Origin of the sequence: Pseudoclavibacter sp. AY1F1, from assembly GCF_002931075.1 — a bacterium.
In the GTDB taxonomy this organism is placed as follows: domain Bacteria; phylum Actinomycetota; class Actinomycetes; order Actinomycetales; family Microbacteriaceae; genus Pseudoclavibacter.
The window spans coordinates 318,242-330,914 of the sequence record NZ_PSTQ01000003.1; the positions used below are offsets into that span (position 1 = coordinate 318,242).

Consider the following 12,673-nt stretch of genomic DNA (forward strand, 5'->3'; position numbering starts at 1 on the left):
AAGGACAATGATGACTTCTGTCCTCTATACCGGAGGCGCTGGCCGCATGGGCCGCGTGATTCGTGAAGGACTCGCTGGACGCTACGAACGCGTCGTCCTCTACGTGCGCAAGGAACCCGTCGAACCCCTCTTCGCCAACGAAGTGGTCGTCGTAGGTGACCTCAGCGACCTCGAAACTCTGAAGACGGCGGTCAAGGGCATCGACGTTATCGTGCACCTCGGAGCTATCGCCGACGAAGAGTCGTTTGAGCGCATCCGCGAAGCCAATATCGACGGCACCTACAACGTCTACGAGGCAGCACGCCTCGCTGGGGTGCGCCGCGTGGTCTTTGCCAGCTCGAACCACATCATTGGTTTCCATCCAGCCTCCGAACGTCTCGACGAAACCGCTTCGATTCGTCCAGATACCTATTACGGCGTTTCGAAAGCCTTTGGCGAGGCGTTGGCGAGCCTCTACTCCGACAAGTGGGGGGTTGAGTCGGTCCTGCTGCGCATCGGAACCTTTCGACCTGCCCCTGAGGATGTGCGCCAGCTTGCGCTCTGGCTGAGCTGGCGAGATGGCATCGAGCTGACCCGCTGCGCGATCGAAAACGGCCCAGTGCGATGCCAGGTTGTCTACGGCGTTTCGGCAAATGCCGACGGCTGGTGGAACGCGCAGGCAGGTTGGGCCGCCATCGGATTCACCCCGCAGGACAATGCGGCGGAACACGCGCAGAACGTTGATCACAGTGTTCCCGCACCGAAATATCACGGCGGAGCATTCACCGCTTCCGAGTATCAAGGAGGAATCTGGTGAGCCAAAACACCACGTCCCACGATGTACTGATCACGACTGCCTTTCTGAACCCCGGCGACGACGTCGACGCCCTGCTGCGTGGTTCCGGTCTGGCGACGCACCACGAACCCAACCTTGCGGCCCTCCCGGCTGCAGAGCGTCGTGCGCTCCTCGCCTCGACACGCGCCATCATCGCGGGAACACAACCGCTGACATCGAGCGATTTCGCCAGCGCCCCGAACCTGCAGATCGTTGTTCGGACGGGCGTCGGGTACGACAGTGTTGACGTTGCCGCAGCGACGAACCACGGCATTCCCGTGTGCGTCACGGCGGGCGCCAACCGCCAGGCCGTCGCCGAACACGTGTTCGCCCTCATGCTGGGGGTGGCCCGTCGCGTTCCGGAGAACATCACGAACCTGGCGTCTGGGAGCTGGCAGCAGCTCACCGGCCGGGAACTCCGCGGCGCGACGTTGGGTGTGCTGGGCCTTGGATCCATCGGAAAGGCCGTCGCCAAGATTGCCGCAGGTTTCGGAATGAATGTCATCGCCTACGACCCGTACTTCGACAACGCATTCGCGTCGGCACACAACATTGCTCGTGCCGAACTTGACGATGTGCTGGCGCAGGCCGATTTTGTGACCTTGCACCTGTTTCTCGATGAATCGACGCGCAACCTGATCAACACAGATCGCCTGCGCCACATGAAGAACGACGCGATCTTGGTGAACACGGCTCGTGGCGGCATCGTCGATGAGGTAGCCCTCGTCGAGGCTGTTCGCACCGGAGTGATTGGCGGTGCAGCTTTGGATGTCTTCGAGAAGGAGCCTCTGCCGGCAGACAGCGCGCTGCTCCACACACCTGGCATTCTGGCCACCACTCACGTCGCGGGTGCAACCCGCGAAGCTCGTGGCGAGTCTGGCCGTATGGCGGCCGCCAACGTCATCAGCGTGCTCACGGGCGGCGATGCGCAATTCGTGGTCAACCCAGCCTATAAAGAAGACGTCGCATGATCGTTCAGACATCGGGGGGGCAGCTTCGGCTGGCAGCCAACCTCAAGTGGATGTTCACCGAATTGCCCTTCGACGCACGATTCGACGCAGCTGCGGCCGCGGGATTCACCGGAGTCGAATTTGCATCCCCGTACGGCCTGCCCGCCGCACGCGTGCGAGACTTGCTGAATAACGCGGGCCTCACACAGGTGCTCATCAACACTCCTGGCGGCGCTGCCGGTTCCGCTACCGTCATGGGCGCGGCCTACGTGCCTGGCGCTCAGGACGTCTTCCGTGAGGGCGTCGAGCGGGCATTGCACTATGCCGATGCGCTCGGCAACCCCATCGTTCACGTGATGGCTGGACTATGCCCTGCGGATGCGGACCCAGAGCTTGCGTTTGCGACCTACGTCACGAACATTGGATGGGCCGCCTCTCAGGCGCGCGCCGCTGGGGTTCGCATCGTGCTCGAAGCGATCAACAAGCGCGAGCAGCCTGCATACGGTTTGGCTTCGATGGAAACGGCGGGAGCGGTAGCGCAAGCCGTTGGCCCTGACACCGTCGGCGTGCTGTTCGATGTGTACCACGCGCAGACCGATCGCGGAAACGTCATCGAGCGGTTCGAACGGCTTGCCCCACTGGTCAGGCACGTGCAGATTGCAGACAACCCTGGCCGTGGTGAGCCAGGAACGGGCGAAATCGCGTACGAGCGCGTGCTCGCGCGGATCGCTGCCAGCGGCTACTCCGGATGGATTGGTTGCGAGTACGGTCCCGTCGGCGACACCGGAGAAGGCCTCAAGTGGATCGAAGGGATACGCCGGTGAACGACGTGAAGATCGCCCTGATCAGTGCAACACCGCTGGCAATTGCTCCGGCTGCAGCCGCCGTGAGCGCGGCAATTCCGAACAGCACGGTGTGGAATCTTCTCGATGACCGTCTGCTCGCCGATCTGAAGCAGCAGGGGGAGATGACGGAGCCGCTCGCGGCCCGCATGGACATCCTCATCGAGTCCGCCCTCGCCGGCGGCGCTGACGGTGTCTTGCTGACGTGCTCTCAGTACGGCGTGCGCGCCGACCATCGCGACCCCGCAATCGACGGTGTTGGCGTGTTCTCTGCGGACGGCCCGCTGTTCGAAAAGACCGTGTCGCTCGCGCCCGCCAATGTTCTTCTTGTGGCGTCTCTAGATTCGGCGGCTGCAGACAGCACCGTGCGCCTGCGCGCCGTCTTCGCCGCGGCAGGCACCACGACGAACATCCACTCCGTCGTGGTTCCCGCCGCGTCTGAACCGCTCGCCACCCCTGAGTTGGCTGCTCACCTGGCTGCGGCTATCGCCGAGGTCTCGGAGGCCTACGACGTCGTCGTACTCGCCCAGTATTCGCTTGCCCCCGCTGCAGAAGCGCTCCGCGAGAACACCACCGTGCCCGTGCTTGACGGCCCGAGTGTTGCTGCAGCGCGTCTGCGCGACGTGATCGACGGATCACCACGATGATCGGCGTGATTGCTGATGATGTGACGGGCGCAACCGATGTGGCTGCAGCGTTCAGTCGCGAGGGCCTGCGAACACTGCTTGCGCTGAACGCAGAGGCTCCTGTCACGGGAGATGCTGACGCGATCGTGATCGGTCTGAAGACCCGGTCGATCCCGGTGGCCGACGCTGTAGCGGCGAGCCTGGTGGCGTTGCGCACACTGCAAAACGCTGGTGCCACGAGCTTTTACGTCAAGTACTGTTCGACCTTCGATTCAACGGACGAGGGCAACATCGGTCCCATCACGGAGGCCGTCGCGCAGGCTCTGGGAGTGTCGACAGTGGTGACGACCCCGGCGGCCCCGATCCACGGGCGTACCGTGGATGACGGCAATCTGTATGTCTTCGATGTTCCGCTGCACGAGACGCACATGGCGCACCACCCGATCACGCCGATGCGTGACTCAAACCTCGTGTGCTTGCTCACCCCGCAGGTTCAGGGCTCGGTCTCGACCCTGCCGCTTTCTGCCGTTCGAGATGGAGTGGCCGCGGTGCGCGCCACGATCGCCGACGCCGAAAGGACAGGCGTGGCGCACACGATCGCAGACGCGGTTACCGACGCCGATCTTGCCGTCATCGCTGAGGCGGTAGACAGCGCCGTACTGACGGCCGGATCCGCCGGTCTGATCGGAGCCATTGCGGGGCGACAAGTCGCGTCAGGACGCACCGTTTCTGCGCCGCCAGTGGGACGCACCGCGATCATCGCGGGAAGCTGTTCAGGGCGGACGCTCGAGCAGATCGCCGCCTTCAAGAAAGCGGGTGGATCCTCGCATCGTGTCATCGCAGAACGGGGCCAGAGCGCAGCAGAGCTGGCTGAGGCGGCGTTGACGTGGTGGGACAACCAGCCCGCAGACACCTCTGCGCTGATCTACTCCTCCGGATCGGCCGAAGAACGCAAGAACGAGCTCCCAGGGGCCGGTGAACTGTACGAACAGGTGGCCGGAATCGTCGCCGACGGCCTGGCTCAGCGCGGCGTTCAGCGAATGCTCATCGCCGGCGGCGAAACGTCGGGTGCTGTGATTCGCAAACTGGGAACAACCGTTGCTGTCGTCGGGGAGGAAGCCGCCGTAGGGGCTCCCTGGGTTCACGACGTTGCCCGAGACGTGCACCTCGTACTGAAGTCAGGGAACTTTGGCGACGTCGACATGTTTACCGATGTAGCTGGACGGCGCCAATCATGATCGAGCTCCGTAAGACCGTCGAACGAGTTGCGCACTCGATCCACCGGCGCGGTCTCACCCACGGTCGCACGGGGAATCTGGCCGTGCGCGAAGGCGCCCGCATTCTGGTCACGCCGACCGGTGTGAGCCTGGCCGATGTCTCGGCCAATGATCTGTCTGTGCTCGATGCCGATGGACGCCATCTCGACGGCCCTCGACCGACCAAAGAGGCCTTCTTGCACCTTGCCGTGTTCCGGGCTCGTCCGGCGGCCCAAGCCATTGTGCACACGCACTCGGTACATGCCGCAGCGCTCGCCTGCCTGGCAGATCTTGATCACGATGAGCCACTCCCACCGCTGACGGCGTACTACGGGATGCGTGTTGCGCCGCTACAGCTGTTGCCCTACTTTGCGCCGGGAGATGAGGCGGCGACTTCTGCCGTTGAGCAGGCTGCCACGCTCTCGCACGCACTGCTATTGCGTAATCATGGGCCCGTGATAGCTGGCGTAGATCTGGACTCCGCGCTGGATGCGCTCGAAGAACTCGAACACACCGCCCAGATCTTCTTCCTCACGTCCGGGATGCGCACGGCTCCCTTGACGGCGCAAAACCTCGCTGCACTGCAGTCCCCGACCCCTCAGGAGCCCAACGCATGATCACCCTGTACAGCGGACTCGTCGTTCGACAGGCGCTCGTTGACGAACTGATCCCGGCGTTCGAGGCCGCGACCGGCGAGCGCATCGTGGCTACGTTTGAACCAACGACCGTGCTGCTCGAGAAGATCGCCGGCGGGGACCGCCCTGACCTCTTTTTGGGTGTCTCGTCCTCCGCGCATGAGCTCGCGGCTCAGGGGATTCTTGATGCCGACACCGTTGCAGACATCGCCGTGTCGGCCGTCGGATTCGCACGACTGGCGCAGACACCCGCACCCTCGGAAGACACCGAAGAGGCGTTTCTCCAATACCTCCGTGAGTCTCGAGTGGCGTACACGCTCTCGGGCGCCAGCGGCATCCATTTCATGAATGTGCTGCGTGAGCGGAACCTGCTCGATGCTGTCGACGAGCGTGCCGTGCGTTTCCCCGCAGGCCTCACCGTAGAAGCCGTGATTGACGGTCGCGCAGACGTCGCGATCCAGCAGATAGCTGAGTTGCGTTCTGTGGAAGGTGAGCATGTGGTGGCTCCGATTCCGCACGCGCTGCAGTCGTACGGTGCCTTCGCGATCGGTGTGGGCGTGTCTGCCCCTGCATCCGCTCGGGCATTCTCGGCGACGCTCACTGAAGCGCGTGCGCAAGCGGCATTCGCAAGTGTTGGACTCAGCGCGCCATAAGGCCTCACACTCACAACCTGCTGCGCCGACGCAGCGGAAAGTTAGGGATCATGACGAAGAGAAAAGTGATTATCGACACTGACACGGGTGTTGACGACGCGCTGGCGATCATGTTGCTCGCCGCAGACCCTGAGGTGGAAATCCTTGCGGTGGTCAGCGTTTTCGGAAACTGCACGGGCGAACGCGCAGCAGACAACGCTCGATACGTGCTCGACACGTGCGGGCGCAGCGATGTTCCGGTGTACCGCGGCAGCGATGTTCCGGTGAAGCAGGAGCTGCGTCTGAACCCGGGCATCCACGGCGAAGACGGATTCGGGAATACTGGATTGAGCCCCGAGGTTTCGGTTGCGACTGAGCCGAACGGCGTCGAAGTTGTGCTCGATCTTGTGCGCGAGTACCCGGGAGAGATCGACTACCTCGCCATCGGCCCGCAGACGAACCTTGCTCGGGCCTTGGAGAGTGAACCGGATCTGGTGCAGAAGCTGCGCAGCACGACGATCGTTGGCACGCTGGGGCCTGCGCTTTACCGTGACACGGAACCGTGGGCTGATCGCCGCTTCCGCGTCTCGCGCGACCCCAATGTGACGTTCGACATCGACGCGGCTGAAGCAGTCGCCGCACACGAGGGCGATGTGACCTGGTGCGGCCCGTACGTGACTCGCCAGGCGCTCGTTCCGGAGAACTTCTTCCTCGAGATCGCGGAGTCAACGGGGCACGCACCCGCCGGCCTGATCACCAAGATCAGTGCGGATTACGCAGGCTTCTACAGTCGCTCCTACCCGCAGCCGGACGATGAGCGCGTCATGGGGATCAACGACAGCATGGCCGTCGCGGCACTCCTGCGCCCTGATCTGATCACGGCTTCTGTGCAGCGCCCATTGCAGACGTTCCAGGATCCGGCGACGGGTGATCGCTACCTGGCCGGCGTGCATGCCGTGAAGGATGACCCCCGTCCGCGGCACCGCGTCGTGGTGGATATGGACTTTGACGGCGTACTGGAGATGATCGGCGAAACCCTGCGCCGCCCACTGCCCTGGCGTTGACGCGGAACAAGGATGCCCCTGAACTCACGCGAGTTCAGGGGCATTTCTCTGTGTCCTGGTCCTGGTCCTGGTCCTGGTCCTGGTCCTGGTGCTTGTCCTAGTCCTCGTACGAGCGCGCGCGGATCCACGGCATGGGCAGCAGTTCCACGGGCGCCGCTGCGGCAACAACACCGTCACCCGTGTCGATGAGCGTACGAAGGTCGTGACCAAACTTCGGGATCAGTTCACGGCACACGCCACACGGGTTGATGACGTGGGGAACATCGTCAACTCCGAGTCCGACGGAAACGATTGTGGTGATGGCTTCCTCGCCGCCGATTTTCGCATTGGCGACCGCGCTGCTCTCTGCACACACCTTGACGCGCGGGGTGGCGAGGCTCACGCCGAGATACACGGCGCCCGAGACGCCGCGTGCGGCGGCGGCAACCCGCACGGTGCTCGGATCGTGCACGCGCGAGAGGAGGGCGGACGCGGCCTCGATGAGTTCCGCATCTGAGGGAAGGAGTTCGTGAGTCATTCCGTACCTTTCTTAGTTACACGGGACAAGAGCGAAAGCCTTCGACTGTGGAGAAGATCCACGGCCGAAGGCTTTCGCAGCTGGCCACACTCGGGGGTGCAGCGGTCCGTTTTACTCGTTGCTGGTTCCGAATGCGGTGACGGCCTCGACGAGCGCATCCGCGACGGCCGCCGCGTCGATGTCCATCAGCACGTCAACGTTGGGAACGCCACCCCAGCGGTCAACCATCTGGACGACGGTCTGGCCGCGGGTGTGCTTGCCGTCCAGCTCAACGTCGACGCGCAGGTGACGCGCCTCAAACCAGCTCGGGTTGATGGCGTAAGCGATGCATGGGACATCGTTGAGGTGCATGCCCTCGCTCTTCCACTCGGGCATCTCAGTGGTGTCTTGGTGACGGTCGGGGTACCCGATCATTTCGCACAGTGCGCGGCCCATAGGTGAACCTGACGCCCACAGCTTCTCGACCCGGTCGGGGGTGACCGAGAACTTGCGGCACACGTCAAGACCAACTTGTGTGAGCTTCGCACCCGACTGCACGACGATTTCGGCAGCTTCAGGATCGTTGAAGATGTTCGCGCTGGCCACGGGCGAGGCGTTGCCCCACGTGAGCGCTGCCCCACCCATGTAGATGATGCGGCGAACGTTCTCAGCGAACTTCGGCTCTAGCGAGATCGCGAGAGCAACGTTTGTGAGAGGCGCGAGCGCCATGATGCTGATCTCGCCCGGTTTTGACATGACGAGGTCGATCATGTTCTGCACGGCCTCGGTAGGGCCGTCGGTGCCGGGGGCCGGATCGGGGTATTCCCAGTACCCAACACCGCTCGGACGGTGAATATGCTCGGCGAAGTTCGGCTCTCCAACGAGCGGGCGGGGAGCGCCCACCCAGATCGGTAGCTCGACGCGACCCGACAGGTGCGTGATCTTTCGTGCGTTGGCGGTTGCCTTCTGGACGTTGACGTTTCCGAAGACGGTTGTGAGTGCCTCGACGTGGAACTTGTCCGTTGCGAGCGCCCAGAACAGCGCTCCGGCGTCGTCGATGCCGGGGTCAGTGTCGATGATGAAACGTTCCATGATTCCGTTCTTTGTGTGGTGCCTGTATCTGTGGGGAAGCCTCTGCGGCACCACCGACGCAGCCGACGGTGCCGCGCAGAGTGTCGAATTACTTACCGACGAAGATGCCGTTGCGCTTCTTGGCCGCAAGGTAGAGGAGCACGCTAATTGCGCACAGGATGGCGATGTAGACCGGGAACATCCAGAACATTCCCTCGCCCTGCAGCCACAGCAGCAGATACGAAGCGGTGCCGCCGAAGAGCGCAACCCCGAAGCCGTAGCCGAGGCCGAGGCCTGTGCCGCGGATGTGCTGGGGCAACAGCGAGTTGGAGATCGTGACGAAGATCGTCATGTTGAGGAGCAGGACAATTGCGCCACCGAACATAACGCCGGCGAAGGTTCCGATGCCGGGCTCGGTGTACAGCAGCGACAAGAAGATCGTTGGAATTGCCAAGACGCGAGCAACGACGAAGACTCTCGACAACGCGAACCGGTCAAGAACCTTGCTGAGGAACAGTGCACCGAGCGTCATGAAGATGCCGAAGCCGGTGGTGATGCCGAACACTGCAGCTGGGTCTTCCTGGAAGGCAGCGCGCGCAAGGTTGGGGAGGCCGGCGATCCACGTGTAGTTGTACGCCTGAATTGCACCGACGATGAAGACGGTGGCGAGAACACTCAGCCAGTATTTGCGTACGTCGCCCCATACCGAGGGAAGCTGCTTCTTCTCATCCTTTGCGTCGCGTGCCGCAGCGACGTCGAGGGTCTCGGGAAGTGTAGAGCGCAGCCGCAACACGATGAGACCAAACAAGCCGCCGATAATAAACGGGATGCGCCAGCCCCATTCGGCGAGGTTGTCACCCGTGAGCAGCTGTGTGAGGAAGAAGATCGACAACGGCGCCAAGAGGTTTCCGAGGTTGTTGAAGAACCCGAAGAAGCCGGAGACATAACCCGGGCGGTTCGGAACCAGCTCAAGCGCATAGGCGGTTCCGAGGGGCGCTTCGACACCGGCGGACAGTCCCTGCAGCAGGCGCATGGCGACAACAAGGATCGGTGCGGCAACACCAATCGTCTCGTAACCCGGCAGGATGCCGATGACGAGACTCCCGAACGCAACGGCTGCGATGGCGAAGATCATGATCTTGCGGCGGCCCAGGCGGTCAGCGATCGATCCGAAGATGACGCCGCCCAGTGGGCGAGCAACGAAACCAACGGCGAAGACGGCAAGCGCATTCAGTGTCGATGCGAGTTCGCTGTCGGCAGGGAAGAAGTGGGCTCCCAGGTAGGACGAGAGGAGGCCGAAGATGGCCCAGTCGTACCATTCGAGGGCGTGGCCCCAGCTGAGCGCGCGAAGGTTCTTACGCTCTGTTTTGTTGGCTTTGCCCGTCAACTGTGTTGACTCGGGCGCTGCGACGTCTTGTGCGCTCATGGAGCTCCTTTGCTCAACTTTCCCGGAGGATCGTCCTCAAGATCTGAGACGCCTCGGGGCGGGCGCCAGATCTGATCATACTATAGTATAGCGCGCAGTGCTCGTGCGTATTGATTTTCCAATCGGGTTGCCGCGTGCTCTCGCCTTCCCGTCTGCATGAATTCGGGATGGGTTCCTCATCTCGGGATGGGGAGCAACCCATGCGGAGACGAGGAACCCATCCCGAGAGCGGCGTGCGGGCTCAGAGGACGCGCTCGCCTGGAACGGCGGCCCCGTCTGGCAGTACGACGGCCACCGTGCCCGTGCCGATGCGTTCGTAGACGCCGGGGTTCTTGCGGCGCAGGCCTACGGCCCAGAGGGTGGCGGCGATCGCGGGGACAAGCACGACGGCGGGCAGGATGAACGTCGTCGGAGTCGATTCGGTCTGCCCGAGCAGCACATCCCAGTTCAGGAGGATGAGCACCCACACGGTCCCGAGACCGAGGAGCGCCAGTGCTGGCGCCACGAGCCGGGAGATGACACCGACGTCACGCGGGTCCTTTCGGAAGTAGCCGATGACCGCGAGCGAGGTGAGGAGCATCAGCAGTACGAGCCCGAATGCGCCGAGGTTGGTGAGCCATGTGAAAAGGGTGAGGACGGCGAACGGTCCGTTGGCGGGATCCCAGCCGAGCTCGCCGATCGCGAACGCCGCGATCACGACGACGGCGGTGACGGTCTGCGCGATCGACGCGACCCAGGGCGTCACGCCGTCGCGCACGCGTGCGAGCGGCGCGGGCAGGATGCTCTCGCGGGCGAGCGCGAAGCTATACCGGGCGACGGCGTTGTGGAAGCTGATGAGTGCCGCGAAGAGGCTCGTGATGAACAGCAGCGACATGATGTCGACCCACAGCGTGCCGAGATGCTCGGCGACGAACGTGAAGAACAGGGGAGGGCCTGCCTCCTCCGGGCTGATGCCTCCGGGGGAGACGAGCCGATCCGGGCCGATCGCGAGGGCGAGTGCCCAGGTCGAGAACGCGTAGAAGATGCCGATGACGGCGACCGCGAGGAACGTCGCGCGAGGGATCGTGCGCTTCGGGTCCTTCGATTCCTCGCTGTAGATCGCCGCGGACTCGAAGCCCATGAACGCCGCGATGCCGAACGCGAGCACTGCGCCGATGCCAGGAACGAACAGTGACGAGGGCTCGAGCGGGGCGGAGCTGACGCCTTCCGGGGCCTGGGCGAACGCAACGACGTCGAAGACGATCACGACGAGGAACTCGAGCACAACCAGCACGGCGATGACCTTCGCCGAGAAGTCCACGCGGTTCACGCCAAGCACCGCGATGAGGGCGATGCAGACGAGCACCCACACCCACCAGGGGATGTCGGCGCCGGTCTTCTCGGCGACAAACGCCGACACCTGGAAACCGAACATCCCGTAGATGCCGATCTGCATGGCGTTATAGGAGATGAGCGCGACGATCGACCCGCCGACCCCGACGGGGCGGCCGAGTCCCTGGGCAATGTAGGCGTAGAAGGCTCCCGCGTTCGAGATGAAGCGGCTCATGGCCGAGTACCCGATCGCGAAGATGGCGAGGATCGCCGCCAGGACGACGTAGCCCAGGGGGATGCCGAGGACCTGGGTGACGGAGAAGGCGCTCGTCGCGCCACCGGCCACGACCGTGAGCGGCGCTGACGCCGCGATGATGAGGAACGCCACAGACAGCACGCCGAGACGACGTTGTCCCGGCTGCTCGAGCGTTGCTGAGGAGAGTTGAGTCATGAGCCAATCGTGCGCGGCCCGCGGGCGGGGCTCTTGACCGACCGGGAACGATGCTTGTCGCCCTGCGCAGAGCGCGCATCCCTTGGAACCCGGGGCTCCGTCGGGTATAGTTCGAGAGTAATCGTATACAATGCTGTGCCGATTCGACCATTGAGGCTCCCATGCAACATCTCGACATCACGGGCTTTCGGACTGCCGTGAACGAGTCCTTCGTTCCGCTCCGAGTCACGAGCGACCACGCGGATGACTTCGTGGGCGCCCTCGACGAAGAGCGGTTCGGCGACCTCCACCTCACCAGGGTGCAGGCCGGTAGCCACGCCGTCGAGCGCACTCCCGAGCTGATCAGCGCCGCGTCGCGCTCCTACTTCAAGCTCAGCATGATGGTCGCAGGGTCCGCGCTCCTCGCGCAGGACGGCCGCGAGACCGTGCTCCGGCCGGGCGACCTCGCCATCTACGACACGGGACGCCCGTACACGCTGCTGTTCGAGGAACGCTTCCAGACTCTGGTCGTGATGTTCCCGCGCGAGCTCATGAGCATCCCCGTCGGTCAGATCGCCGACCTCACCGCGGTACGACTCGACCCCGACAAGGGCCTGACCCCGGTCGCCTCGGCGTTCTTCACCCAGTTGGCGGCGCAGCACGTGCCGCTGGCCGGGTCGAGCGGCACCCGTCTCGCGCAGAGCGCGGTCGACCTCGTCTCCGCGCTCTACGCGCAGGAGCTCGGAACTTCCGTATCCCGCCCCGACGCGCACACGGACCTCGTCCAGCGCATCATGGCGTTCATCGACGACAGGCTCGACGACGCAGCCCTCGACCCGGCCGGAATCGCGGCCGCCCACTTCATCTCGACCCGCCACCTGCACGGACTCTTCCACGAGCAGGAGACGACGGTGTCGACGTGGATACGGGCGCGAAGGCTCGAGCGCTGTCGCCGGGACCTCGCCGACACCGGCTTGGCCGCGCACTCGGTGAGCGACATCTCCATGCGCTGGGGCTTCGTCAACGCCGCCCACTTCAGTCGAGCGTTCAAGGCGCGGTTCGGCATCTCGCCGAGCGCCTTCCGAGCGGAGCGCGCGAGGAGCTGAGCCCAGCCGGGCTC

At 63.9% G+C, this 12,673-nt stretch carries 13 protein-coding genes; 9 read left to right on the forward strand and 4 right to left on the reverse strand.

The window, feature by feature from the left end; translation table 11 throughout:
- Positions 1–10: 10 nt before the first annotated feature.
- The 8 genes from C5B85_RS07715 to C5B85_RS07750 all read left to right on the forward strand — a co-directional run bounded on the left by C5B85_RS07715 (position 11) and on the right by C5B85_RS07750 (position 6,819).
- Positions 11–796, forward strand: a complete 786-nt coding sequence (locus tag C5B85_RS07715) for an NAD(P)-dependent oxidoreductase (RefSeq protein WP_104285561.1) — start codon at positions 11–13, stop codon at positions 794–796.
- Entirely contained in the window at positions 793–1,785 is a 993-nt protein-coding gene (locus tag C5B85_RS07720) for a phosphoglycerate dehydrogenase (protein WP_104285420.1), read from the forward strand. Before C5B85_RS07715 ends, C5B85_RS07720 begins: the two co-directional genes overlap by 4 nt.
- Positions 1,782–2,588, forward strand: a complete 807-nt coding sequence (locus tag C5B85_RS07725) for a hydroxypyruvate isomerase family protein (protein WP_104285421.1) — start codon at positions 1,782–1,784, stop codon at positions 2,586–2,588. Before C5B85_RS07720 ends, C5B85_RS07725 begins: the two co-directional genes overlap by 4 nt.
- Positions 2,585–3,253 (forward strand): hypothetical protein, encoded by a 669-nt coding sequence (locus C5B85_RS07730; RefSeq protein ID WP_104285422.1) that lies wholly within the window; start codon positions 2,585–2,587, stop codon positions 3,251–3,253. The genes C5B85_RS07725 and C5B85_RS07730 overlap by 4 nt, the downstream gene beginning before the upstream one ends.
- Entirely contained in the window at positions 3,250–4,470 is a 1,221-nt protein-coding gene (gene otnK, locus C5B85_RS07735) for a 3-oxo-tetronate kinase (protein WP_104285423.1), read from the forward strand. The genes C5B85_RS07730 and otnK overlap by 4 nt, the downstream gene beginning before the upstream one ends.
- Positions 4,467–5,105: a class II aldolase/adducin family protein gene (locus C5B85_RS07740; RefSeq protein WP_104285424.1), complete on the forward strand. Its 639-nt coding sequence runs from the start codon at positions 4,467–4,469 to the stop codon at positions 5,103–5,105. Before otnK ends, C5B85_RS07740 begins: the two co-directional genes overlap by 4 nt.
- A complete protein-coding gene (locus C5B85_RS07745) occupies positions 5,102–5,776 on the forward strand; it encodes a substrate-binding domain-containing protein (protein WP_104285425.1) in 675 nt (224 codons plus the stop codon). Before C5B85_RS07740 ends, C5B85_RS07745 begins: the two co-directional genes overlap by 4 nt.
- 65 nt (positions 5,777–5,841) lie before the next feature.
- On the forward strand, positions 5,842–6,819 hold the full coding sequence (locus C5B85_RS07750) for a nucleoside hydrolase (protein ID WP_181064330.1): 978 nt from the start codon (positions 5,842–5,844) through the stop codon (positions 6,817–6,819).
- Between the two features lie 97 nt (positions 6,820–6,916).
- On the opposite strand, the gene C5B85_RS07755 is transcribed toward C5B85_RS07750, so the two are convergent.
- The 4 genes from C5B85_RS07755 to C5B85_RS07770 all read right to left on the reverse strand — a co-directional run bounded on the left by C5B85_RS07755 (position 6,917) and on the right by C5B85_RS07770 (position 11,574).
- Positions 6,917–7,336, reverse strand: coding sequence for a cytidine deaminase (locus C5B85_RS07755; protein WP_104285427.1), 420 nt, complete (start codon positions 7,334–7,336; stop codon positions 6,917–6,919).
- Between the two features lie 111 nt (positions 7,337–7,447).
- A complete protein-coding gene (locus C5B85_RS07760; protein WP_104285428.1) occupies positions 7,448–8,407 on the reverse strand; it encodes a nucleoside hydrolase in 960 nt (319 codons plus the stop codon).
- A gap of 88 nt (positions 8,408–8,495) precedes the next feature.
- Positions 8,496–9,812 carry an MFS transporter gene (locus C5B85_RS07765; protein WP_104285429.1) on the reverse strand — a complete coding sequence of 439 codons (1,317 nt, stop codon included), beginning with the start codon at positions 9,810–9,812 and terminating at the stop codon, positions 8,496–8,498.
- A 241-nt stretch (positions 9,813–10,053) separates the two neighbouring features.
- Complete coding sequence (locus C5B85_RS07770) at positions 10,054–11,574, reverse strand: APC family permease (protein ID WP_104285430.1); 1,521 nt, start codon at positions 11,572–11,574, stop codon at positions 10,054–10,056.
- A gap of 161 nt (positions 11,575–11,735) precedes the next feature.
- Between C5B85_RS07770 and C5B85_RS07775 the strand changes: the two genes are divergently transcribed.
- Positions 11,736–12,659, forward strand: a complete 924-nt coding sequence (locus C5B85_RS07775) for a helix-turn-helix domain-containing protein (protein ID WP_104285431.1) — start codon at positions 11,736–11,738, stop codon at positions 12,657–12,659.
- The last annotated feature ends 14 nt before the right edge of the window (positions 12,660–12,673 follow it).